Source organism: Pseudomonas sp. Z18(2022), from assembly GCF_036346535.1.
Lineage (GTDB): Bacteria > Pseudomonadota > Gammaproteobacteria > Pseudomonadales > Pseudomonadaceae > Aquipseudomonas > Aquipseudomonas yamanorum_A.
On sequence record NZ_JAOTOA010000001.1, the window covers coordinates 1,078,452 to 1,100,403 of the forward strand.

Annotated in this window: 25 protein-coding genes; 11 read left to right on the forward strand and 14 right to left on the reverse strand. The window is 61.5% G+C overall.

Going from position 1 to position 21,952, the window contains the following annotated elements; all coding sequences use genetic code 11:
- Window positions 1-55 precede the first annotated feature (55 nt).
- The gene (locus tag V3W39_RS04900) at window positions 56-529 is read left to right on the forward strand and encodes a cyclic nucleotide-binding domain-containing protein (protein WP_010176525.1); all 474 of its coding nucleotides are present in this window, start codon (window positions 56-58) and stop codon (window positions 527-529) included.
- On the opposite strand, the gene V3W39_RS04905 is transcribed toward V3W39_RS04900, so the two are convergent.
- Window positions 526-813, reverse strand: a complete 288-nt coding sequence (locus V3W39_RS04905; RefSeq protein ID WP_177113868.1) for a hypothetical protein — start codon at window positions 811-813, stop codon at window positions 526-528. The two genes, V3W39_RS04900 and V3W39_RS04905, sit on opposite strands and share 4 nt — an antisense overlap.
- A gap of 78 nt (window positions 814-891) precedes the next feature.
- Between V3W39_RS04905 and V3W39_RS04910 the strand changes: the two genes are divergently transcribed.
- The 4 genes from V3W39_RS04910 (at window position 892) to V3W39_RS04925 (ending at window position 3,212) form a co-directional block, all read left to right on the forward strand.
- Window positions 892-1,578, forward strand: a complete 687-nt coding sequence (locus V3W39_RS04910) for a spermidine synthase (protein ID WP_003210678.1) — start codon at window positions 892-894, stop codon at window positions 1,576-1,578.
- Between the two features lie 135 nt (window positions 1,579-1,713).
- On the forward strand, window positions 1,714-2,088 hold the full coding sequence (locus V3W39_RS04915) for a YajD family HNH nuclease (RefSeq protein WP_003210675.1): 375 nt from the start codon (window positions 1,714-1,716) through the stop codon (window positions 2,086-2,088).
- A 236-nt stretch (window positions 2,089-2,324) separates the two neighbouring features.
- Complete coding sequence (locus tag V3W39_RS04920) at window positions 2,325-2,792, forward strand: RNA methyltransferase (RefSeq protein ID WP_003210674.1); 468 nt, start codon at window positions 2,325-2,327, stop codon at window positions 2,790-2,792.
- Between the two features lie 69 nt (window positions 2,793-2,861).
- Window positions 2,862-3,212, forward strand: a complete 351-nt coding sequence (locus V3W39_RS04925) for a YgaP family membrane protein (protein WP_177044933.1) — start codon at window positions 2,862-2,864, stop codon at window positions 3,210-3,212.
- 81 nt (window positions 3,213-3,293) lie between these two features.
- On the opposite strand, the gene V3W39_RS04930 is transcribed toward V3W39_RS04925, so the two are convergent.
- Window positions 3,294-4,529, reverse strand: coding sequence for a hypothetical protein (locus tag V3W39_RS04930; protein WP_330212281.1), 1,236 nt, complete (start codon window positions 4,527-4,529; stop codon window positions 3,294-3,296).
- Between the two features lie 12 nt (window positions 4,530-4,541).
- Window positions 4,542-4,991 (reverse strand): YcgN family cysteine cluster protein, encoded by a 450-nt coding sequence (locus V3W39_RS04935; RefSeq protein WP_177044936.1) that lies wholly within the window; start codon window positions 4,989-4,991, stop codon window positions 4,542-4,544.
- 154 nt (window positions 4,992-5,145) lie between these two features.
- Between V3W39_RS04935 and V3W39_RS04940 the strand changes: the two genes are divergently transcribed.
- The gene (locus V3W39_RS04940) at window positions 5,146-5,739 is read left to right on the forward strand and encodes a nitroreductase family protein (protein ID WP_330212282.1); all 594 of its coding nucleotides are present in this window, start codon (window positions 5,146-5,148) and stop codon (window positions 5,737-5,739) included.
- 57 nt (window positions 5,740-5,796) lie between these two features.
- Here V3W39_RS04940 and V3W39_RS04945 read toward each other — a convergent pair whose 3' ends face one another.
- The 7 genes from V3W39_RS04945 to V3W39_RS04975 form a co-directional block, all read right to left on the reverse strand.
- Window positions 5,797-6,612: an OspG family effector kinase gene (locus V3W39_RS04945; RefSeq protein WP_330212283.1), complete on the reverse strand. Its 816-nt coding sequence runs from the start codon at window positions 6,610-6,612 to the stop codon at window positions 5,797-5,799.
- Entirely contained in the window at window positions 6,599-8,713 is a 2,115-nt protein-coding gene (locus V3W39_RS04950; protein WP_330212284.1) for a hypothetical protein, read from the reverse strand. The genes V3W39_RS04945 and V3W39_RS04950 overlap by 14 nt, the downstream gene beginning before the upstream one ends.
- A 154-nt stretch (window positions 8,714-8,867) precedes the next feature.
- The gene (locus V3W39_RS04955) at window positions 8,868-9,800 is read right to left on the reverse strand and encodes a D-2-hydroxyacid dehydrogenase (protein ID WP_177044943.1); all 933 of its coding nucleotides are present in this window, start codon (window positions 9,798-9,800) and stop codon (window positions 8,868-8,870) included.
- Between the two features lie 117 nt (window positions 9,801-9,917).
- The gene (locus V3W39_RS04960; RefSeq protein ID WP_177044945.1) at window positions 9,918-10,211 is read right to left on the reverse strand and encodes a YcgL domain-containing protein; all 294 of its coding nucleotides are present in this window, start codon (window positions 10,209-10,211) and stop codon (window positions 9,918-9,920) included.
- Window positions 10,208-11,341, reverse strand: coding sequence for a ribonuclease D (gene rnd, locus V3W39_RS04965; protein WP_177079517.1), 1,134 nt, complete (start codon window positions 11,339-11,341; stop codon window positions 10,208-10,210). The genes V3W39_RS04960 and rnd overlap by 4 nt, the downstream gene beginning before the upstream one ends.
- 122 nt (window positions 11,342-11,463) lie before the next feature.
- Window positions 11,464-12,114: a class I SAM-dependent methyltransferase gene (locus V3W39_RS04970; protein WP_330212285.1), complete on the reverse strand. Its 651-nt coding sequence runs from the start codon at window positions 12,112-12,114 to the stop codon at window positions 11,464-11,466.
- A gap of 144 nt (window positions 12,115-12,258) precedes the next feature.
- Window positions 12,259-13,632, reverse strand: coding sequence for a glutamine synthetase family protein (locus V3W39_RS04975; protein ID WP_177044952.1), 1,374 nt, complete (start codon window positions 13,630-13,632; stop codon window positions 12,259-12,261).
- Window positions 13,633-14,019: 387 nt separating this feature from the next.
- On the opposite strand from V3W39_RS04975, the gene V3W39_RS04980 reads away from it, so the two are divergent.
- The gene (locus V3W39_RS04980; protein WP_177133814.1) at window positions 14,020-14,796 is read left to right on the forward strand and encodes a transporter substrate-binding domain-containing protein; all 777 of its coding nucleotides are present in this window, start codon (window positions 14,020-14,022) and stop codon (window positions 14,794-14,796) included.
- Here V3W39_RS04980 and cynR read toward each other — a convergent pair.
- Entirely contained in the window at window positions 14,771-15,637 is an 867-nt protein-coding gene (gene cynR / locus V3W39_RS04985) for a transcriptional regulator CynR (RefSeq protein ID WP_177044956.1), read from the reverse strand. The genes V3W39_RS04980 and cynR overlap by 26 nt on opposite strands.
- Before the next feature lie 112 nt (window positions 15,638-15,749).
- Here cynR and V3W39_RS04990 point away from each other — a divergent pair, with 112 nt between their 5' ends.
- From V3W39_RS04990 to V3W39_RS05000, 3 genes are read left to right on the forward strand one after another with little or no spacing between them, the layout of a single operon-like run.
- Window positions 15,750-16,391 carry a carbonic anhydrase gene (locus V3W39_RS04990; protein WP_177044958.1) on the forward strand — a complete coding sequence of 214 codons (642 nt, stop codon included), beginning with the start codon at window positions 15,750-15,752 and terminating at the stop codon, window positions 16,389-16,391.
- 29 nt (window positions 16,392-16,420) lie between these two features.
- Entirely contained in the window at window positions 16,421-16,891 is a 471-nt protein-coding gene (gene cynS / locus V3W39_RS04995; RefSeq protein ID WP_088422841.1) for a cyanase, read from the forward strand.
- 55 nt (window positions 16,892-16,946) lie between these two features.
- A complete protein-coding gene (locus V3W39_RS05000) occupies window positions 16,947-17,786 on the forward strand; it encodes a cache domain-containing protein (protein ID WP_177133812.1) in 840 nt (279 codons plus the stop codon).
- A 148-nt stretch (window positions 17,787-17,934) separates the two neighbouring features.
- Here V3W39_RS05000 and V3W39_RS05005 read toward each other — a convergent pair whose 3' ends face one another.
- Together V3W39_RS05005 and pobA are read right to left on the reverse strand one after the other, a co-directional pair.
- A complete protein-coding gene (locus V3W39_RS05005) occupies window positions 17,935-19,446 on the reverse strand; it encodes an MDR family MFS transporter (protein ID WP_330212286.1) in 1,512 nt (503 codons plus the stop codon).
- Between the two features lie 74 nt (window positions 19,447-19,520).
- The gene (gene pobA / locus V3W39_RS05010) at window positions 19,521-20,705 is read right to left on the reverse strand and encodes a 4-hydroxybenzoate 3-monooxygenase (protein WP_177121714.1); all 1,185 of its coding nucleotides are present in this window, start codon (window positions 20,703-20,705) and stop codon (window positions 19,521-19,523) included.
- Window positions 20,706-20,893: 188 nt separating this feature from the next.
- Here pobA and V3W39_RS05015 point away from each other — a divergent pair, with 188 nt between their 5' ends.
- Window positions 20,894-21,790 carry a helix-turn-helix domain-containing protein gene (locus V3W39_RS05015; RefSeq protein WP_177133806.1) on the forward strand — a complete coding sequence of 299 codons (897 nt, stop codon included), beginning with the start codon at window positions 20,894-20,896 and terminating at the stop codon, window positions 21,788-21,790.
- Here V3W39_RS05015 and V3W39_RS05020 read toward each other — a convergent pair.
- On the reverse strand, window positions 21,774-21,950 hold the full coding sequence (locus V3W39_RS05020) for a hypothetical protein (protein ID WP_177044971.1): 177 nt from the start codon (window positions 21,948-21,950) through the stop codon (window positions 21,774-21,776). The two genes, V3W39_RS05015 and V3W39_RS05020, sit on opposite strands and share 17 nt — an antisense overlap.
- Between the last annotated feature and the right edge of the window lie 2 nt (window positions 21,951-21,952).

A 21,952-nucleotide genomic window follows, 5' to 3' on the forward strand; every position in this document is an offset into this window, starting at 1 on the left:
ACCTGACCGCCGGGCGCGCGCCCTGCACGATTTATGGACAAAGACTGTAAGCCTCATGCCAGAACCGACCTTACTCAATAACGAAATCCGCGACATGCTGATGGATTGCGGCCTGTTCGACCCGTTGCTGCCGGAAGACTTCCATGTGGCGGCGGGCTATTTCAACATCAGCAGCATCGCCCGCGATGAGGTGATTTTCCTCGAGGGCGACGCCGGCACGTTCATGTGCATCATTCACAGCGGCCAGGTGGCGGTGCAGAAGACCAACCATGAAGGCCAGCGGCTGACCATCGCCACCTTGCGCAGCGGGCGTGCCTTTGGCGAGATGGCGGTACTCGATGGCGAGCGCCGTTCCGCCAGCTGTGTGGCGGCCAGCGATTGCGTGCTGTTGAACCTGGGCAAGGATTCCCTGGAAAAAATGCTCAACGACGCGCCGAAAATCGCGGCCAAGATCATCCGTGCGATTGCGATCGCCCTGTCCAAACGCCTGCGCATGGCGGACGGGCAATTGCTGTCCCAGCAGTTTTAACCGCCCGGGGACTTGGGCTTGATGTCGTTCTGCTGCAAGCCGGGGATCGTCTGGTCCTTCGGTGGCGTCGGCAACACGATAGGCGCCAGCATCGGTTCACCGCCGCCGGAGGTCTTGGGCGTCGCCGGTGGCGTGACTTGCGGGTAAGGTGTGGGCGTTGCAGTACCCGGCGAACCCGCAGCGGGCGCGGGCGTAATCGGCACGGTTTGCGACTCCTGGGCCCCGGCCGCACCGCTAAGGGTGAGCGCGCCCCATACAATGACCGTTAGAATGCTGCACTTCATCGATGGCTCCATGGCCTGACCGTAAAGTCGTAAGGCTACTCCCAACCGCGCAAGAATGCCCTTCCCAATGAGATTTCCATGAAACGTTTCGTTCTGCTGGACACCACTCCGATCCCCGACAACGGCGGTGCCTTGTGCCTGTTCGAATACGGTGAGGATTTTGTCATCAAGATTCAGGGCGGTGACGGTGGCCAGTTGATGAACACGCGCATGCACGGCTCCGAAGACGCGCTGGCGGAGATTCCGTGCCGCAAGGTCGCCGGTCGGCCCGGTTCCCGGGTATTGATTGGCGGCCTGGGCATGGGCTTTACCCTGGCGGCGGCGCTCAAGCACTTGGGCAAGACCGCCGAAGTGGTGGTCGCCGAGCTGGTGCCCGGCGTAGTGGAGTGGAACCGTGGGCCGCTGGGGGAAAAGTCCGGCCGCCCGCTGCTGGACCCGCGCACCGTGATCCGCCTGGAAGACGTGGCCAAGGTGCTGCAGGCCGAGCCCCAGGGGTTTGACGCGATCATGCTGGACGTCGACAACGGCCCCGAAGGCCTGACCCAAAAAGCCAACAGTTGGCTGTATTCCGCCGGTGGCCTCAGCGCCTGCGCCAAGGCCCTGCGGCCCAAGGGCGTGCTGGCGGTGTGGTCGGCCAGCGCCGACAAGCAGTTCAGCGACAAGCTGCGCAAGGCCGGCTTCAAGGCCGAGGAAGTGCAGGTGTTTGCCCATGGCAACAAGGGCACGCGGCATACCATCTGGATTGCCGAAAAACTGAAAGGCTAGCGGTTGCGCACCACCTCGATTGAATTCTGACACTCCTCACCGGCATGCCCTGCGGCTGAAAAAGCCGGAGGTTTATTGGCCCGCAAGCAGCTAGAATCAACGCTATCCGTGATCCACTAAAAGACAGGAGCCATGATGAGCTCGACCAACCCGCCCTCCCACACCGCCAAGCTGGACCGTATCCTCGCCGATGCCCAGCGCGACCGGGAAATGGGCTACCGCGACAAAGCCCTGAAGATGTACCCCCATGTGTGCGGCCGCTGCGCCCGTGAATTCGCCGGCAAGCGCCTGAGCGAACTGACCGTGCACCACCGCAACCACAACCATGACGACAACCCCCAGGACGGCTCCAACTGGGAGTTGCTGTGCCTGTATTGCCACGACAACGAGCACTCGCGGTATACCGACCAGCAGTATTTCGGCGAAGGCTCCACCAGCAGCCCGACGATTGCCAAAGCGACGCACAACCCGTTTGCGGCGTTGGCCGGGTTGATGAAGAAGGACGACTGAAGCAATGTGATGAACGACTTGCTGTGGGAGAAGGCTTGCTGTGGCGAGGGAGCTTGCTCCCGCTGGAGTGCGAAGCGCTCCCAAAAATCTTGGGGCCGCTACGCAGCCCAGCGGGAGCAAGCTCCCTCGCCACAGCAAGCTCCCTCGCCACAGTGTTGCACCCCATGCGGTTCAAACTGACCGCCTTTCGAGCAATCCCCGTATAATCGCCGTTTTTCTCGAAGGCACCCTCTCCCGTGGGCAATAAACGCTACAGCTGCATCGGTCTGTATAACCCCAAATCCCCCGAAAACGTCGGCTCGGTGATGCGCGCCGCCGGCTGCTACGGCGTGGCCTCGGTGTTCTACACCGGCAAGCGCTACGAGCGGGCCCGGGACTTTATTACCGACACCAAGAAGGTCCACCACGACATTCCGCTGATCGGCATCGACGACCTGAAAAAGATCCTGCCCCTGGGCTGCATCCCGGTCGCCGTCGAGCTGGTTGAAGGCGCCCGCCCTCTCCCCGAGTACACCCACCCGGACCGCGCGCTGTATATCTTCGGACCGGAAGACGGCTCCCTGGACAAGGAGATTCGCGACTGGTGTGAAGACGTGATCTACATCCCGACCACCGGTTGCATGAACCTCGCTGCCACCGTCAACGTGGTGCTTTACGACCGCCTGGCCAAGGGCAACAACACCCGCTCGGGTCCCAAGTACTGATTTTTTGGGAACATCCACGGCCTGTGCGCAGTCAGCTGCATATCACTAAGCCCTTGTTGGAGACAGATCATGAGCGACAGCAAAACCCTGCGACCCGTTATCCGGTCCACGCCGTTCGAGCCTCAACCCACGCAAAACGTCCAGGGCTGGGAACGCATCGGCTCCCTGGCCGGTGGCGTGGTGATGATGGGCAAAGGCCTGCGCCGTGGTGGCTTTTTCGGTTTGATTCAGGTGGCGATTGGCGGCGTGGCGCTGGCACGCGGGATCAGCGGGCACAGCTCGGCGAAAGAGTTGCTGGAACGCAGCCGTCAGGAAATGAACACCGTGCGGACCAAGATTGAACGCGCCGGTGAGGAACTGAAAAACCTCAAGACCAAGGCTGAAGTGGCGGCAGAGAACGCCAGCAAAACCACAGGTTGAACCCGATACTGTAGGAGCCCGGCTTGCCGGCGATGGCGTCCTCAAGGGCCTCATCGCCGGCAAGCCGGGCTCCTGCAGGGATCAGCGCAGCAGCTTGCTGTCGAGCACCACCGACGACTCCCCGATAATGCTCTCCCCCAGCTGCACAAACTCCTTCGTGCTGATGCTATTCATGCGCATCACCGCCTGGGTCAGGTCATCCAGCGAACGTTTGTTGTGGGTTTTCACACGAATCTCGCGGTCCAGCTCCTGCAACAACACCACCGCCCGTGCCACCGTCGCGCTGTTGGCGTGTTCGACCCGCAGGCTGGTCACGTCCTTGCCTTCCTGGGCCAGCTTGGCCTGGATAGCGGTGTAACGATCGTCACTGATCCCGCCGGCACGACGCATCAGTTCAATGGCGTAATACTGCGCCAAGCCCTCGCTGATCCAGTCGCTGCCCTGATGGTCGTTGAAGCGACCGATGGCCTGCACCACTTCACGGAGCAACGGGCTGCTGCCGTTTTCGCTGACCAGCGGCGTGCGGCTGTTGAGGTAGATCGAATCCCGCGCCGAGAACGCACCGCGACGCATCGGGTCACTGGCGCCCACCACCAACAGTTTCGCCGGATGCCGCGGGAAGGCCGCTTGCACTTGAGGCCAGACAAATGTGAGCAGGGTCAGCACGTCCATGCGGTGCATGCCCTGCCCCTTGGGTGACGCCACGGTGATTTCAGTCTCGCCCAGGCGCATCCTGCGGCTGCCCAGGTTGCCGGCGAGCATCCAGCCGGTGGGCCGGTCAAACAGGCGGGACACGTTGTCGATGCGGAATTTATTCCTGCCGATGCGCGGCCAGGCCGTCTCGACGCTTTTCCAGCCGGTGGGCAGTTCAAACACCAGGCGTGACACCAGCTCAATGCCGTCCTGCTGGTCGAGACGCGCAGCGGGCACCAGGTCCTCACCGCGAAACAGCGCCCAGCTCGGGGTCATGCGGGCTTCGTAGACGCCCTTCTTGCGCGCATGGCTCAGGCGTACGCGGTAGGTCAGGCTGGCCTTGTCGGCGCTGGGTTGCCACAGGCCACGGCTGTCACCCGGCGTATTGCCCGGCAGTACTTGCCACTGGCCATCGGCCTTGAAGTCGCTGTAGTCACCGTCGCGGCCCAGGTCGAAGTTGAGGCTGCGCACCGCCGAGCCCTGGGACAGGCTCAGGCGTACTTCAGCCTGATCACTTTGGGGCAACAGCTTGACGTGATAGTCCAGGTCGACTTTCTTCGCCCACGCCGACGTACTCAATGCCAACAACAGCAGGCTTGCCGCCAGCCTGGCTCCAACCGTCATACACACTCCTTCTCAACCTGCGCGAAAAATCAGGTAATCCTCCCAGTCATCCTCGGGCACGCTGCCTTCGGCCAGCATGCGCCCGGACTGGGAAATGCGTTCGTGGTGCACCGCGTCGCGATCGCCGCACACCAGGTGGTGCCACAGCGGCAAGTCCTTGCGCTCGCTGACCAGCCGGTAGCCGCAGGTAGGCGGCAGCCATTTGAACTGGTCGGCCTGGCCCGGGGTGAGCTGGATGCAATCGGGCACCGAGTCCCGACGGTTGGGGTAATCGGTGCACTGGCAGGTTTTGAGGTCGAGCAGTTTGCAGGCGATGCGCGTGTAATAGACGCTGTTGTCGTCTTCATCCTCGAGCTTTTGCAAGCAGCACAGGCCGCAGCCGTCGCACAACGACTCCCACTCATCCTGGTCGAGTTGTTCGAGGGTTTTACGGATCCAGAAAGGTTCGACTTTGGCGGCCATGGCTCTACATCAATATCGGTATGTTAAAAGGCCGCCAGTCTAGTGCCCATGGCCGCCGGGGCCAAGCGCTTACGACTGTCGGTAGAACAAGACTTGTCAGTCGACCGGCGGCGAAGTAGCTTTGAGCTCCGGTTTTTTCATCAGGATCAGCCCAATGAGCAGCAACCCACGCGTCGCCGACTACCCGATCCACCCACAATTCACCGACCGCTGGTCGCCGCGCGCCTTCACCGGCGAGAGCATTCCGGTGGACACCCTGTTGAGCTTCTTCGAAGCGGCCCGCTGGTCGCCGTCGGCCTACAACTCGCAGCCGTGGCGTTTTCTCTACGCACGCCGTGACACGCCGAACTGGGAGCGTTTCCTGGGCCTGCTGAACGAATTCAACCGTGGCTGGGCGCAGCATGCGTCGGCCCTGGTGATCGTGGCATCGAAGACCGACTTCCAGGTGCCCGGCGCCGCCGAAGAAACCCCGGCCCTGTGGCACACCTTCGACACGGGTTCCGCCTGGGGTCACCTGGCATTGCAAGCCAGCCTCAGCGGCTGGCACACCCACGGCATGGCCGGTTTCGACCAGGCGCTGACCCGCAAGGAGCTGAAGATCCCCGAAGGCTACGCCCTGCATGCGGCCGTGGCGATCGGCAAGCTGGGAGACAAGTCGACCCTGGCTGATTACCTGCAAGCCCGGGAAACCCCGAGCCCGCGCAAGCCTTTGAGCGAGCTGGTAGCCGAAGGCGATTTCAGCCTCTAGGCAGAGCCTGGGAGTTACCGGGCTTTCGACAAAAGCCGGTAACTCCCAAAAGCCCCGCTACCTGACAAGCGAACCGAAGTCCCTGAGCAACTCATTCTTTCTACTGTTGTACGTCTTCATCTCCCACTCATACAGACCATCACCGGGCACCATGTCTTCAAGGGACAACGACTGGATATCCACCGGGTAAACTCTTTTATCCGCCGCGGAATACAGAAAGTTCTTAAGCTGCAAGTCCTGATGGCGTATGCCCTTTTCCTCCATCCCCTTCAATGCGTCATCCAGCCAGGTTCGTGCCTCTGGCGTCAATCTGCGCCGTTCGACCGTGGCCAGGTTGACCCCATCCAGTTTGCCCATCTTGATATAAGCCCGGCCGCTCTCGACGACTGCCGTCGCGAAACCCTCGCCATAATATTTATTCAGGCAGTCCCGCTCCTGCGTTACATAATCGGGAATGCGCGTGGCGTTTGTAGTGTTGAAGTCTTTATAGACGCTTTTGCCATCCAGGCTTTCGTAGACCACGCCCTCACCGCCCCGGCCAATTTCAGGCCCAAGGTCAGAGGCGACCGACTGCGGGCTACCACCCCGGGCGCCCAATCGTTGCCACTGATCACCCTGAACATGCTGGACCAACAACGGCGTCTGCCGGTTGTTGTGATAAATCCGCGCCTGGACCACGCCGTCGGCGGTTCGGGTCGCCTCCCGCACCTCATAGACGGCGCTTTGGCCGGTACTGTCGGTATGGCGTATATGCGACACGTGCCCGTCTGCGGCCACATAGAGCCCCTGGCTGTTACGTGAAAGCCCGGCGATTTTCGATTCAGGCACCTTGAATTCAGTCAGCAGTCGATTGCCTAGCTCAGTGCCCTCCATTGTCGCTGCGCCGCCCCGGCGTATCAGCCGGGCGCCCCCCCAGCACCAGATCGTCCAGGCCATTGAGCGGATTGAATTCGCGGATAAGCGTGGTGCCAATAATCCTCGATACCTTGGCCGCCTTGGCAGCCGTGCCGGCAAGCCGGGTTCCGGCCTTCGCCACTTTCCCCGCAACCCCCGCCCCGGCAGTGAGGAAACCAAAGGCATCCATGGCCAGGTCCATTGCGCCGTCGACATAGTTACCGTTCTGAAAATTGACGATGGCGGACCGAAGCGGAACCAGGTCCAGAAAGAAATTCGTAACCTTCCACTCCTGTTCCATTTGTCGGTCCAGGGGAGTGATTCCCTTGGCCTGCTTCACCACGTCCTGGTTGTCGATATTCAGGTGCTCGACAAATACATCGGCAATGGCCTTGGTACGCGCCGTGGTAAAGCTTGACGGTGGCAATGAACCCTGCGGCTGCCCTCGACCCAGGTCCGAAGTACCGGCCTTGGTCGGCGTAAAGGTTTCTGTCTTGTAAGTCTTGTTGGCATTACGCGGTATCTGCTCCGTCAACACTGAGGTGGGTACCGTGGTTATCTCTGCATTTTTCAGATCGATTTTATAAACGACAACACCGTTGGCACCCGAGGCTTTCAGCAGCAGGCTTTCATCGGTGTGATGCAGGGTTTTAGACGTGAAATCCGTCCCCAGTGCGTAGGTCTTTTTTTGAAAGAACTCAAGCTGGCCCTGTTCAAGATTTCGCCTGTCGGCCAACGGAAGCTTGGCCACCATGTGTTTGATGGTGGTCGCAATCCCTTGCTTGCGTGAGTCGATGGCCTCGCTGAACTGTGCGTCGAAGGTTTTATTCACCTCCAGTTTCAGCGGAGCATTTATCGCCGCAACAGGAATGCGCCGGTCGCTGGTTTTCCAGCGGTAGCCATTCAGTTCCATCATGGCGATATCCAGCATCGAATAAAGCCCGGCGGGTGCGCGGTTTGGGTTGTAAAGCGGCTCGATGCCCGGCTGCCGTGGATCATCGACTTTCAGGAGTTTTTCTTCAAATGGCAGATCGTTCCCAAACTGCTCTTTGAGCTTGGCCAATGCAATGTCTTGGCGACTCGGGATTTCTACCTCCAATAACCGCGAGGCGACTATCCGTTCCTTTTGCTGCTGATTGAACGCAGTCCTTGCACGCTCCACTTCATCAAGACTGTAGTGATCATCGGCTTTTCCCGGGACAATCCCGTTGACCACGCCCCAGTCAATCAGCGCCGCCACTTGGGCCTGCTCGGTCACCGCACGATCATCCAGGCCAGCACTTTCAGCGGCCGACATCACTTGGGCGAAGGTCATGTTCGGCACCTTCCCCGGCGCCTTGGCTTCAATGGTCGCCGCCGCGATGGCCAGGCTGACCCAGGCGGGGCTGCCGTAGGTAACGCTGTCGGGGATGTCCTTGATCAGAAACACCGGGGCCTTTCTGGCCAGCAGCAGGTAAGCGCCGGTCGCGGCCATTGCCGGGCTGGTCTTGCCGTTGCTGCTCAGGTGCTCGCTCAAGGCCGCCAGCACCGCCGAAGCCGGCTTGCCCCAGTGGTCCGGGTGCGCCAGGTTGAATCCTGCCACCCGGTTTCGCAGGGGCTGGGCGATGGATTCCGGGGCCAGCGTCAGATTGATGGCGGCCAGTGTGTATTCATTCACACTGGTATCGGTGGCGAGGCCATTCAGTTCGGTTTGAATTACCTGGCCCAGCGCCCGCCCGCGTGCGGAGTTAACGAGGGCTTCCAGGGTGCTGGCCGGGTCATCGAGTGGCGGTTGATTGCGGTGCAGATACTCCAGCACCCCGAGGCTTGCGCCGATCTGTGGCGGGTTCGGGTTCTGGCTGCCATGGCGCAACGCGGCGGCGAGAGCCTTGCGCTGATCATCGGCATGCATCGGGACCGGCCAGGACAAAGCGCCACCGAAATTGCCCAGGGGATGCTCAAGGGCCTTGAAGCCGGAATGTGCGCTGACCACCGGGGCATCCTGCGTCAAGGGCATGTTTGCGGCCGACACCGTTGCACGATCAGTGGGCAGTAACGGAATAACGCGGGCAGGTGCAGCGCCAGTATGAAAATTCAACATCGGACCAGTTCCATTGGAAAGAAGGGTCCAAGCCTCACATAGGCACTGCCAGGGGAGAATTGCAGGAGTGTTTACAGAGATTTGTCAGGGCCAGTCATCAGGCCCTGCCGAGCCGCTCCAGAGAACCCGGAACTGCTCGCCAAGCCTCGTATTTTCAGTAGCCGCGCTCGAAACTCACTTCGCCGCGCAACACTTCGTTTGCCTGGTACGCCCGTAAATTTTCGACAAACAACTGCACCATCATCCCCGGTGAGGTCGGCGCCGAGCTGTGACCGGTCAGCAGCAAACCCCAGGCGGTCCAGAACGGATGGCGCTGTGGCAACGGCTCCTGACGGCAAACGTCGATCACCGCGCCCGCCAGATGCCCTTCCTTCAAGGCTTCCACCAGGTCCGCATCCACCACTGCCACCCCGCGCCCGACGTTGATAAACAACCCGGTCGGCTTGAATTGCTTGAACAGCGCCGCATCGTACAAGTCATGGGTATTGGGCGTGTTAGGCAGCAGGTTGACCACGTAGTCCACCTCGCCCACCAGGCGCGGCAACTCGTCGAGCCCGGCCACTTCGATAAACGGCGCCTGTTCGCGGGCTTCACTGGCGATGCCATACAGCTCAACGCCAAACGGCTGCAAAAACTGCGCAACGCTACGGCCGATATCACCAGTGCCGACGATCAGCACCTTGCGCCCCGCCAGGCTCTGGCCCATGCGGTTGTCCCACTTGCGCTCGACCTGGCTGACCAGCCGCGCCAGTACTTCTCGCTCGTGGCCAAGCATGTAGGTGAGCACGTATTCAGCCATCACCTGGCCAAAAATGCCCACGGCGCGGGTCAGGCGGTAATCCCGCGGCAGGCCTTCAGCCAACAATGGCGTGATGCCAGCCCAGGTGGATTGCAGCCATTGTGGCTGGTGGCCCTGGCGCAACAAGGTGGCGAGCAGGTCCGGTTGGCCCAGCCACACCGGGCAATCGGCCGCCAGGCGCGACAATTCAGCGGAGTCGCCGCTGGTCATGACCTCAAGGTCCGGCGCCGCTTCGCGCAGCAGTCGGGCGTACAGCGGGTGATCGTGTTCAGCAATCAGAACGCGCATGGTTCAAACCTTTCAAAAACACTGCAGGCGGCCGCCGGCCCAATTCACTGTCCGTTGCGGCCACCGCCAAAAATTGAATTCCATTGATGAATGTGCCCCGGACGGGGCACTGACCGATCACATCGGGTCATTACGTCGCAGCAGCTCTTCGGGCAAGTGTTCGATGTACTCGTCCTCGGCCGGCGGCATCTGCAGGTGGTAGCCCTGCTTCTCGAGGTTGTCCAGGACCACGGTGATGTCCTCGCGGGACAGCTTGCGCTCCGGGCTCAACACCAGGTCAAAGGCGTGGTGCGGCTTGCCGAAGGCGGCCAGCAGGCTTTCCGGCACGCGCTCCAGTGCATCGCTTTTCAGCACGTAGAGGTACATCTCGTTGCGTTTGAGGCTGCGATAGATGGAGCAAATACGTTTCAAGGCTGTTCTCCGGCAGTGGCCAGGCTGTCCAGCAGCGCCTGGCCCATCAATTCGCGGCGCCAGCCACGCAGCGAATCTGGCAATTTGTAAGGCCCCTCGGGGTAGCCGCTCTTGACCAGGGCTTCGAGGGTTTTCTTGCGCAGCATCAGTTCCGGCGCCATGTCCAGGCGCTCAGCCTCGGCCTGGCCCAGGGCGCGCAGTTGCTTGATCAGCGTGGCGGCGTCCACCGGCAATGGCTCGGCAACTGCCGGCGGCCATTGGTCCATGGAGACGCTGCCGGCACGCTTGATCAGGCCCAGCAGGAACTCGCCGTCCTGGCGCACGGTGCGCGGGTGCATGTCTTCGATCTTGCCCAGCGCGGCGAGGTTATCCGGCTGGGATTTGGCCAGGGGCCATAACGAGTGTTCACGAATGATCCGGTTGCGCGGCAGGTCGCGGGCACGGGCCTGCTGCTCGCGCCAGGCGCACAGTTCACGCAATACGGCGAGCTGGGCACGGGACAGTTTCCAGGCCAGCTTGGCGTCGCGATAGACCTCGTACGGGTCGACTTCGCGGCGCAGGTTGGCCACCAGTTCGGCACCGTCTTCCAGGACCCAGGCGTATTTGTCGTCGGAAAGCTTCGGGCGCAGGCGTATGTAGACTTCCGCCAGGTGCACCGCGTCTTCGGCGGCGTAGCTGACTTGCGTCTCGGACAATGGCCGCTGCAGCCAGTCCGAGCGGGTCTCGCCCTTGGGCAGCTCGATATCGAGCACGGCTTGCACCAAGCGCGAATAGCCCATGGAAAAACCGAGGTTCAGGTAGGCCGCCGCCAGTTGCGTGTCGAACAACGGCACCGGCAGGCTGCCGGTCAGGCGCAGCAACACTTCCAGGTCTTCGCTGCAGGCGTGCACCACCTTGATCACGCCTGGGTTTTCCAGCAAGGCGGCCAAGGGTTGCCAGTTGTCGATGGTCAGGGGGTCGATCAGGTAAGCGCGAACGCCATCACCAATCTGGATCAGCCCGGCAATGGGATAAAAGGTGTCGACCCGCATGAATTCGGTGTCGAGGGCGACGAATGGCAACTGCTGCCATTCGGCGCAATGCTGGCCGAGGCTATCGTTGTCGCAGATCCAGTGAATATCGATGGCCACACGGCTCTCCCTTGAAGAATGGCGCGCAGTATATATCGCGAAAGGGAGTTGCGAGCATTCGCAGTGCACCTGCGACCATGAAAACTCCTATAGGCTCTGAAGAATAGTCCGACAGGCGGGACTTATCCTCTCTTACGCAGGACGTAGACCCGCCACATGGCTGAGCCGGGCATGAATTCCTGTTGGTTGAGGACCTTGAAACCGGCCTGGCGAAACTCCGCCTCCACCTGTAACCGATGGCTGGCAACCGCCGCCAGGGCCGGCTGCGCAGCGCGGTAGCCGCTGTCGCTGTTGACCGAGACGATCACCGTGTCGCGGCTCACCCGGTGAAACTCCCCGAGCAGCGCCAGGCGCCCTTCTGCCGTCGGCACATGACGAAACAACTCCAGGCAAAAAATGCAGTCCACCGCGTTGGCCGACAGGCCGATGGAAAAGGCCGAGCCCTGGAAAGTCTTGATCCGCTTGAGCAAGGCCGGCGCATGGTGGGTGCGGGCATGGTCAAGCATGTCCTGGGAGTTGTCGGACGCGAGGATCACCCGGTTGCCGTGCTCGGCCAGCACCGGCCAGAAGCGCCCCGAGCCGCACGCCAGGTCGAGGATCAGCCCCGGTTCGCCGGCGATTTTCAGCGCACGGCGTACCAGTCGCTCATCACGCCACAGCGCCAGGCGCCGCAGCAACTTGGGCGGGCGCGTGTCAGCACAGACCCGGGCATGCTCCTGGCCTGCACGTTCGGCAAATTCAATCTCGATGGAAGACGGCGGTTGCGACTGCATCACACGACTCAGTTAATGGATCAGACATTCGCAGCTTAACCACCGTCTCGTGAAAAAAAGGTCGAAGGATTGTTTACCGCGCATGCAGGGCCAGTATCCGGCGCACAGCCTGTCGGTTAACTGTCTGTGATCAAGGCTTCATCTTCAGGCCTGGTGCAAATACCAGCGCCAGTCCTGCTCCCCCACTTCACCCATGAACTGGCGGTACTCGGCCCGCTTGACCGCCAGGTACACGCCGAGGAATTCACCACCAAAGGCTTCCCGGGCCCAGGACGAGCCTTCGAGGGCGCGCAGGGTGGTCAGCCAATCGGTGGGCAGTAACTCCTTGGCCTGGGCGTAACCGTTGCCTTCCACCGGCGCGCCGGGGTCGCGCTGTTCGCGGATGCCCCGGTGAATACCCGCCAGGATCGCCGCCGCCGCAAGGTAGGGATTGGCGTCGGCGCCGCAGATACGGTGTTCGATATGCCGGGAAAACGCCGGGCCGCCGGGCACCCGCAACGTCACCGTGCGGTTGTCCACGCCCCAGGTGGCAGCCAGCGGCGCATAGCTGTTGGTCTGGAAGCGCCGGTAAGAGTTGGCGTTCGGGCAGAACATCAGCAACGAGTCGAGCAAGGTGCTGAGCATGCCGCCCACCGCATGGCGCAGCAGCGGCGTGCCGTCGGGTGCTTCGCTGGCAAACAGGTTGTTGCCGTCGCGGTCCGCCAGGCTGACGTGCATGTGCATGCCGGTGCCGGCCAGGTCGTCGAAAGGCTTGGCCATGAAGCATGCGGTCATCCCGTGCTTGTGGGCCACGCCCTTGACCAGGCGTTTGTAACGCACTGCTTCGTCCATGGCTTGCAGGGCGTCGCTACGATGTTCCAGGGTGATTTCCACCTGGCCCGGGGCGTATTCGGAAATCGCCGTGCGCGCCGGTATGCCCTGGAGTTTGCAGGCGCTGTAGAGGTCGGCGAGGAAAGGTTCGATCTGCTCCAGTTCCCGCAAGCCGTAGACCTGAGTCGAGCGCGGGCGACCACCATCCACATCCCGCGCTGGTTGCGGGCGGCCGTTGCTGTCGGGTTTCTGGTCGAGCAGATAAAACTCCAGCTCCGCCGCCATCACTGGGTAATAGCCGTCGGCCTTGAGGTCGTCGATCACCTTGGCCAGCAGGTGCCGCGGGTCGGCCACCGTGGCGGGCATACCTTCGGTGGGGTGCATGCTGACCTGCACCGCCGCCGTCGGGATCAGGCGCCACGGCATGCGCTGCAAACTGCCGCTGACCGGGTAGGCGCGGCAGTCGATATCGCCGACTTCCCAGACCAGCCCGGAGTTCTCCACGTCGTCGCCATTGATGGTCAGGCCGAGGATGGTACTCGGCAGCGGCCGGCCACTTTCGTAGACCGCCAACAGCTCATCGCGGTGCAACAACTTGCCCCGGGGCACTCCGTTGTTGTCGAGGATGAACAGCTCGAACATCTCGATATCCGGGTTCTGGGCAAGAAAGGATTGGGCTTCGTGCAGGGTGGCAAAGGGCGTGCTCATGGGCATTCTCATACGTTCGCGTCAGGCAGGCGCGTGGGCGCTGCCAGGCAGATGCGCGGGGCATCCGGTTGGGCAAATCAACGTGTGAGAACGATGTCCGGTGGGCGCGCGTGGCGGCAGTGCCAGAGCGCCCAGAAGGCGAGTTCGGAGGGAAGTGCATCAGCGGTGATCCGACGACGGTCCGGACGGCTGGACGCGTTGGCGCCTGGCGATGTCTCAGGGTGTGTGTCGGGGGAACCGTCCATGCGGGAATCACAGTAAAGAGATGCCGGGCAGCCTCACACGCAAGGTTAAGCCGTTAAATCCAGTCTTGACGGAGTTTGGTTGTGCCACGGCTAAACATTTGCAAATAATGGCGGCCCTGCTCATGCCCAAGGACCCGACCGCATGAAAGCTTTGCTGACCCTTTCCCTGCTGGCCGGCCTGTCGACCCAGGCCCTGGCCGACAGCCCCGTATCGCGCCTGGATGAAGTGCTCCAGCGCGGTGAAATGAGCGTGTGCACCACCGGCGACTACAAGCCCTACAGCTATTTGCGCCCGGACGGCAGCTACGAAGGCATCGATATCGCCATGGCCCAGTCCCTGGCCAAGAGCCTTGGGGTGCAGGTGAAATGGGTGCCCACCACCTGGAAAACCCTGATGCCGGACTTCCTGGCCCAGCGCTGTGACATTGCCCTCGGCGGTATTTCGGTGTCGCTGGAACGGCAGAAGAAGGCGTTTTTCAGCCAGCCATTGGGCGTCGACGGCAAGATCCCGCTGGTGCGCTGCGCCGATGTGCAGCGCTATCAGACCGTGGAGCAGATCAACCAGCCGCAGGTGCGAGTGATCGAGCCTTCGGGCGGTACCAATGAAGTGTTTGCGCGGGCACATCTGGGCAAGGCGCAACTGACGCTGTTCCCGGACAACGTGACGATTTTCGAGGAACTGCTGGCCAACAAGGCCGACGTGATGATCACCGACGCCAGCGAGGCCCGCTACCAGCAGAAGCTCAAGCCGGGGTTGTGTGCGGTGAATCCAGAACGCTACATGCAATACAGCGAGAAGGCGTTCTTGCTGCCTCGGGATGATGTGGCCTGGAAGAGCTACGTGGACCAATGGCTGCACTTGAGCACGGTGACCGGTGTGTATGACGGCATCATCAACCAGTGGCTGGCTGCGCCCTGACCAGTTCGACAAACGCCCGGCACGCCGCGCTGCGATAACCTCCCTTGCGACTGAGCAGCGCGGCCGTGCGTTGCGGCAACGGCGGGCTCAGCGGCACCGCCTGCAAGCCTGTCTGCACCCGGGCAATCGCGCTGGGCAGGATGGTCGCCAACTGAGTGTTCCGTACGATTTCGATAATCGCGCTGATGGAATTGGCCTCCATGGTGATCAGAGGCTTCGCCGCCTGGCTGCGAAAATACTCATCGATATAGCGGCGAGTGGCGAAGCCTGAGTTCAGCAGCACCCATGGCTGCTGAAGCCACGACTGTTGGCCAATACCCGGATGGCCGTCACTCACCACCACGCTCAGCGCCTCGACAAACACCCCTTCACACTCGATATCCGGCAAATGCTCGCCGGTGAAACCGATGCCGATATCCAGCAAATCCTCGGTCAGCGCCGCCTCGATGCGGTCCTGCGTCAGTTCCTCGACGCTGACGGTTATTCCCGGATACAAGCCGCTGAACCGCGCCAGCAGCGGCCCGATCAGGTAGGCGGTAAACGTCGGCGTCATGGCCAGGCGCACGCTGCCGCGGCTCAGGTCCTGCACGTCATGCATGGCCCGGGTGCCGGCCTGCAAATCCTGCAAGGCCAGGCGCGCAAACCGCACATAGGCCTCACCCGCGTCGGTGAGGCTGACGCTTCTGCCGGAGCGATCCAGCAACGCTGCGCCGAGGGTGTCTTCCAGTTGCCTGATCTGCTGCGACAAGGTCGGCTGCGACACATGCAGTGCCTCGGCCGCCCGGGTGAAATTGCGGTGCTCGGCAACAGCCAACAGGTAGCGGATATGACGCAGCAACATGAATGGCGCTCCAACTATAGGCATGACTTATGGAAACCATAATAAGCCGGTCTTGGACGCTATAGCTGAAAACTTCCATCCTTGCCCCATCAGCGACGCAAGGAGAACCACCATGCAAGATCTCATCGACGGCTTTCGCAAGTTTCAGGGTGAAGCCTTCACCCAACGAAGCGATCTGTTCAAGCACCTGGCCACCACGCAAAACCCCGGCACGCTGTTCGTGTCCTGTTCCGACAGCCGCGTAGTCCCGGAACTGCTGACCCAGCAGGAACCCGGTGACCTGTTTGTGATCCGTAACGCCGGCAACATCGTGCCGTCCTACGGGCCGGAGCCTGGCGGCGTGTCGGCCACCGTCGAATACGCAGTAGCCGTTCTCGGCGTCAGCGACATCGTGATCTGCGGCCACTCCGACTGCGGCGCCATGACCGCGATTTCCACCTGCAAATGCCTGGATCACTTGCCTGCCGTGGCCAACTGGCTGCGCCACGCCGAGTCGGCCAAGGTGATCAACGCCGCCCGCACTCACGCATCAGACGCCGACCGGTTGAACTCACTGGTACGGGAAAACGTGGTCGCACAACTGGCTAATCTCAAGACTCACCCTTCAGTGGCACTGGCCCTGGAACAAGGCCGGTTGAGCCTGCACGGCTGGGTCTACGACATCGAAAGCGGCGGCATCGACGCCCTTGACGGCCGCAGCGGGCGCTTCGTCTCGCTGTTGGACAACCCGAACACCCGCGCCCACGCCGCCTGAAACCTATTAAACCCCAAGAGGAAATCACCATGCTGCAATCCCAATTTGCCCAAACCCCACGCCTGGCCCTGGCCGACACCGTCATCGACATCAAGGCGCGCAAGAACCTGTCGTGGCAGGACCTCACCGACGGCACCGGCCTGAGCCTGGCGTTCGTCACTGCTGCCCTGCTCGGCCAGCATCCGTTGCCGAAAGACGCTGCCGACGTGGTCTGCGACAAGCTTGGCCTCGACCAGGACGCCAGCCGCCTGCTGCAAACCGTGCCCCTGCGTGGCAGCTTCCCCGGTGGTGTGCCGACGGATCCGACCATGTACCGCTTCTATGAAATGCTGCAGGTCTACGGTTCCACCCTCAAGGCCCTGGTGCACGAGCAGTTTGGCGACGGCATCATCAGCGCCATCAACTTCAAGCTGGACATCAAGAAGGTCGAAGACCCGGACGGCGGTTCCCGTGCGGTGATCACCCTGGACGGTAAATACCTGCCGACCAAACCGTTCTGATTTGCCGGCAAACCGTCTACGCTCTTGGCACACCAACAAGAACGAGGGACGGGTAATGAAAGGACTGCTCCGAGCCACCTGGCTATTGCTGTTGTGCCTTGGCCAGGTGCACGCCGCGACCACTCAGGATGAGGACGCCCAAGCCGCCAAGGCCCTGCTGGAAAGGGCCTTGGCGTATTACCAGAGCAATGGCGACAAGGCCTTTGCGGCATTCAGCCGCCAGGGTGATTTCGTCGACCAGGACCGCTACGTATTCGTGGTCGACACCAAGGGCGTGCTGCTGGCAAGTGGCGGGCCCTCTTCGGCGTTGATCGGGCGCAATGTGTCCGAGGTGCTCGGGCCGGATCTGAAGAAGTCGTTCAAGGACGCGCTGGCGGTGCCGGAAGGCAGTGGCATCCAGCAGGCCGAGTACCGGTGGCAGAACTGGAATGACGGCAAGGTCGAGCGCAAGCACGTGTATTACCAGCGCGTCGGGCAACGGATCCTGGCCGTGGGTTATTACTTGCCACGGGCGACCCCGGAGCATGCCAGGGCCCTGCGCAATAAAGCGGTCAAGGCGCTGGAGAAGGACCCGGTCGGGACACTCAAGGCGATCAACGACATGCAGGGTGGTTTTCTGCAGGACGACCTGTATGTGTTTGTGGTTGACCTCGACACCCACCGCTATGTGGCCCATGGCACGACTCCGCGATTGGTGAATACGGATTTCAGCAAGATCAAGGATCCCGACGGGAAGCCGGTGGGTGAGCCGATCCTGGCGGTGATGGCGGAGCAGGATCAGGGGGAATACAAGTACCGCTGGAAAAACCCGGTGACCGGAAAGGTCGAGAACAAGCATGCGTATTTGCGTAAAGCTGGGCATTTCATGGTGGCGGTGGGGTATTACAGTCCTTGAGGCCACAACCTGTTCAAAAGCTGGAATGCAAAATGTGGGAGCTGGCTTGCCTGCGATAGGATCAACTCGGTTTTGCTGATAGACCGAGGTGCCCGCATCGCAGGCAAGCCAGCTCCCACATTGACCGTGTTCACATTAAAAGATCGGGTTATTTCGCCTTGTCTTCCCGCCCGCGCAGCACGCGGTTAGGCATCGCAATCGCGGCCGCCAAGCCCAGCAACGATACCCCGGCACTGACCATCAGCAAATGCCGGAACGTGATCAGCAACTCCCCCCGCAACGCGTCCTGCGCCGGGCCAGGCGCTGCATTCAAACCATCCAGCAGCACATTCCCCGAACTCCCCTCCGCCACCAGCGCCCCGCTGGCCAGGTGCGCAAAGCTGGAGTCCTGCAACAACGCCAACAACAGCGCCGACATGCACGCCACCCCGACCGCACCACCCAGGGAACGAAACAGGTTGGTGGTGCTGGTCGCCACGCCGATGTCCCGCTGCTCCACCGAGTTCTGCGTACCCACCAGGGAAGTCGGAAACTGCATCCCTGCGGCAATCCCGCAGAGCAACATGAACAGACTGGTAACCGCCACAGCCTGGGGCGCACTGAGGGCCATGCCCAGAATCGCGATCGGGCTCAGCAAGGCGCCAATCAGGATCATCGGTTTATAGCGGCCCGTCACCGAGGTCATGCGCCCAGCAAAATACGCACCCATCGGCAAGCCAATCGCCAGCGGCAACAAGTGCAAGGCAGCGCTGTCGGCACCCGAGCCGGTAACGGTCTGGTAACGCAGCGGCATCAATACCGTGAGGGAAATCGCCTGGAAACTGGTAAAGAAAATCGTGCACCAGCACAACACCGCGCTGCGGTTGGCGAACAGGTGCATCGGCAACAACGGCTCCCGCGCCCGGCGTTCGTGCCACACAAACAGCGTCAATGCCACCAGCGCACAGGCCAGCAGCCCCAGCACTTCATCGTCACGCCAACGATGGCCCTGGCCGATCTCGGTGATGCCCAGCAACAACGCGGTCAAGCCGACGATCATCAGCACGGTGCCGAGGTAGTCGATCACCGGCTTGCGCTGCGGCACCGGCAGCCCCACCAGCGTGCGATGGGCCACCCACCAGGCGCCCGCGCCCAATGGCAGGTTGATCAGGAACACCCAGCGCCACGACAGGTACTCGGTCATGTAGCCACCCAACACCGGGCCGGCCACGCTGGCCACTGCGTACATGCTGCTGAAATAACCCTGGTAACGCCCACGCTCACGGGGCGGGATGATGTCGCCGATAATCGCCTGGCTGACCGAAATCATCCCGCCGGCACCGATGCCCTGGAGGATCCGCGCCAGCACCAGTTGCTCCATGCTCTGGGCCATGCCGCAAAACAGCGAAGCAACGGTGAACAGGCCCATGCCGATCAGCATCATCGGCCGGCGCCCGTACAGGTCGCCGAGCTTGCCGTAGATCGGCACCGCCACGGTCATCGCCACCATATAGCCGGAGATTACCCAGGCCAGCAGGTTGACGTCGTGGAACTGGGCAGAAATGGCCGGCATGGACACGGCGACGATGGTCTGGTCCAGCGCCCCGAGAAAGATCGCCATCATCAAGGCGACAAGGACACTGCGAACGGCGGGTGTGGCGGGCTGATTGAGGTTGGTCACGGCAGAACCTGCGAGCAAGGGCCCACGGGAAAAGGAGGCCCGCGGGAATGCTCGTCAGTGTACTAGATAGCTGGCTATTCGATAGCCTCGTAAGGAAGTCCGACGTAATTTTCTGCAATGGTTTTACGCCCGGCTTCGGAGTCGACGAAGTACTCCAGTTCGCTCTGGGCGATGCGCTGGCTGAAGCCATCCGCCTCCGGAAATTGGTGCAACATCGAAGTCATCCACCAGGAAAACCGTTCGGCCTTCCAGATCCGCCGCAGGCAAATCTGTGAGTATTTTTCCAGCAACTCCACCCGGCCTTCGCGGTACACCTTGAGCAGGATGTTGAACAAGGTGCTGACATCGCTGGCCGCCAGGTTCAAGCCCTTGGCGCCGGTGGGCGGCACGATATGGGCGGCATCGCCGAGCAGAAACAGGCGGCCGTACTGCATCGGCTCCACCACGAAACTGCGCAGGGGCGCGATACTTTTTTCAATGGACGGGCCGGTTATCAGTTGCTCGGTGAGTGCCGTGGGCAAGCGGGTTTTCAGTTCGTCCCAGAAGCGCTCATCCGACCAGTCCTGCACCGATTCATCGGCCGGCACTTGCAGGTAATAACGGCTGCGGGTCGGTGAGCGCATGCTGCACAGGGCAAAACCGCGCTCGTGCTTGGCGTACACCAGCTCATCATGGATCGGCGGGGTGTCGGCAAGGATGCCCAACCAGCCAAACGGATAGACCCGCTCAAAGATTTTCAGCGCCTCAACGGGAATCGACTGACGCGCCACACCGTGAAAACCGTCACAACCGGCGATGTAGTCGCAGTCCAGGCGATACTGCTCGCCTTCATGCTCAAAACTCAGCCACGGCTCCGCGCTTTTCAAATCATGAGGCTGTACGTTACAGGCTTCGTAGAAAGTGACAGCACCGCTGGCCTGGCGCGCGGCCATCAGGTCGCGGGTGACTTCGGTCTGGCCGTAGATCATCACCGTCTTGCCGCCGGTCAACGCCTTGAGGTCGATGTGGGTCAGTTGCCCGTTCAACGCCAGCTCAAAACCCTCATGCACCAAACCTTCGGCATCCATTCGCGCACTGACGCCGGCCTGGCGCAACAGGTCGACCATGCCTTGCTCCAGCACCCCGGCCCGGATGCGCCCTTGCACGTAATCCGGGGTCTGGCGCTCAAGAATCAGGGTTTCAATCCCGGCGTTGTGCAGCAGTTGGCCGAGCAATAGTCCCGAGGGACCGGCGCCAATGATGGCGACTTGGGTTTTCAGCGTTTTCATTATTTTTATGGCCCGCAAGCTTCACCGAACGTATTCGGTGAAAGAGTTGTCATTGATGGTGTTGCTGGCATTTTTCACTTGAGTGCCCGGCATAAGAAGGTGAAAACTGAGCCCAAAGCTGCGCTTTTCGCCAATTGGGGCGATTACCGCACAACTCTCCCGAAGTATCGGATGAAGCCATGACCAAAACTGCCAGTGCCGCGATTCCAGTGTTCAAACTCTACGGAGAGAGCCAGCAATGGCCGACCCCGGATTTGTTGCACTGTGAAACCATCTCCCGGCGCAGCCGTGAGTACCAGTGGGAAATCCAGCCCCACCGGCATGCGGACTTGTGCCAGTTGCTGTACGTGCACAAGGGCCAGGCGCAACTGGAGATCGAAGGCCAGCGCAGTACCCTCAGCGAATCGACGCTGCAGGTGCTGCCGCCGTTATGCGTACATGGCTTTCGGTTTTCCGAAGACGTCGAAGGATTTGTGGTCACCCTGGCCGCGCCGCTGATGGCGCATTTGCAGGAACAACTGGGCGCGGCGCTGGATGGCCTGAACGCCCTGGGCAGCTACCCCGCCGGCAAGGACAGTGACTACCTCAACAGTTTGTTCGCCCGGTTGCAGGAGGAGTACGCCAGCGACCAACCGGCACGGGACATGATGATGCACGCGCTGGTCAGCGTGCTGCTGGTGTGGATCAGCCGCCAGGCGACCCAGCGTCGTCATCCGCGCGCGCCGCGAGGCCGCGAATACTTCCGCCGGTTCACCCAGTTGGTGGAGCAGCATTACCGCGAACACCCGAAAATCGAAGACCTGGCCCACAAGCTCGGTATCTCGGTCTCACACCTGAACGGGACATGTCGGGAATTGGGCGGGCAGCCCGCCTTGCAGATCATGCACGACCGCCAATTGCTGGAAGCCAAGCGCCTGCTGACTTACACCAGCATGACCATCAACGAGATGTCGGAAGTGTTGGGGTTTTCCGACCCGACCAACTTCTCGCGGCTGTTTCGCCGGCGCGTCGGGTTTTCCCCGAAAGCGTTTCGGGAGCAGTTGAAAGCCGATCAGGACGTTAGCGCAACGAGCTGAAGGCGGCCATGTGGCCAACGCATTGGCCGTGATTGCAGCTGGCGGCGTAGCTCGGCTGCATGCGGGCCTGTTCAACGCGGTAGGCGGCAGTGCCATAGAGCGCTGTAGCGGCGGCGCACAGGGTGAAAATCATCAGGTACTTTCTTGTTTTGATCGACATGA

Bases quoted from the DNA above. Each gene is read 5' to 3' on its own strand.
- V3W39_RS04945 (WP_330212283.1), bottom strand. From the start codon at position 6,612: ATGGAGGGCACTGAGCTAGGCAATCGACTGCTGACTGAATTCAAGGTG.
- V3W39_RS04975 (WP_177044952.1), bottom strand. From the start codon at position 13,632: ATGAGCACGCCCTTTGCCACCCTGCACGAAGCCCAATCCTTTCTTGCC.
- V3W39_RS05020 (WP_177044971.1), bottom strand. From the start codon at position 21,950: ATGTCGATCAAAACAAGAAAGTACCTGATGATTTTCACCCTGTGCGCC.
- V3W39_RS05000 (WP_177133812.1), top strand. From the start codon at position 16,947: ATGAAAGGACTGCTCCGAGCCACCTGGCTATTGCTGTTGTGCCTTGGC.
- cynR (WP_177044956.1), bottom strand. From the start codon at position 15,637: ATGTTGCTGCGTCATATCCGCTACCTGTTGGCTGTTGCCGAGCACCGC.
- V3W39_RS04900 (WP_010176525.1), top strand. From the start codon at position 56: ATGCCAGAACCGACCTTACTCAATAACGAAATCCGCGACATGCTGATG.
- cynS (WP_088422841.1), top strand. From the start codon at position 16,421: ATGCTGCAATCCCAATTTGCCCAAACCCCACGCCTGGCCCTGGCCGAC.
- V3W39_RS04925 (WP_177044933.1), top strand. From the start codon at position 2,862: ATGAGCGACAGCAAAACCCTGCGACCCGTTATCCGGTCCACGCCGTTC.
- V3W39_RS04955 (WP_177044943.1), bottom strand. From the start codon at position 9,800: ATGCGCGTTCTGATTGCTGAACACGATCACCCGCTGTACGCCCGACTG.
- V3W39_RS04980 (WP_177133814.1), top strand. From the start codon at position 14,020: ATGAAAGCTTTGCTGACCCTTTCCCTGCTGGCCGGCCTGTCGACCCAG.
- V3W39_RS04940 (WP_330212282.1), top strand. From the start codon at position 5,146: ATGAGCAGCAACCCACGCGTCGCCGACTACCCGATCCACCCACAATTC.
- V3W39_RS04910 (WP_003210678.1), top strand. From the start codon at position 892: ATGAAACGTTTCGTTCTGCTGGACACCACTCCGATCCCCGACAACGGC.
- V3W39_RS04905 (WP_177113868.1), bottom strand. From the start codon at position 813: ATGAAGTGCAGCATTCTAACGGTCATTGTATGGGGCGCGCTCACCCTT.
- V3W39_RS05015 (WP_177133806.1), top strand. From the start codon at position 20,894: ATGACCAAAACTGCCAGTGCCGCGATTCCAGTGTTCAAACTCTACGGA.
- V3W39_RS04915 (WP_003210675.1), top strand. From the start codon at position 1,714: ATGAGCTCGACCAACCCGCCCTCCCACACCGCCAAGCTGGACCGTATC.
- V3W39_RS04950 (WP_330212284.1), bottom strand. From the start codon at position 8,713: ATGTTGAATTTTCATACTGGCGCTGCACCTGCCCGCGTTATTCCGTTA.
- V3W39_RS04990 (WP_177044958.1), top strand. From the start codon at position 15,750: ATGCAAGATCTCATCGACGGCTTTCGCAAGTTTCAGGGTGAAGCCTTC.
- V3W39_RS04930 (WP_330212281.1), bottom strand. From the start codon at position 4,529: ATGACGGTTGGAGCCAGGCTGGCGGCAAGCCTGCTGTTGTTGGCATTG.
- V3W39_RS04970 (WP_330212285.1), bottom strand. From the start codon at position 12,114: ATGCAGTCGCAACCGCCGTCTTCCATCGAGATTGAATTTGCCGAACGT.
- V3W39_RS04935 (WP_177044936.1), bottom strand. From the start codon at position 4,991: ATGGCCGCCAAAGTCGAACCTTTCTGGATCCGTAAAACCCTCGAACAA.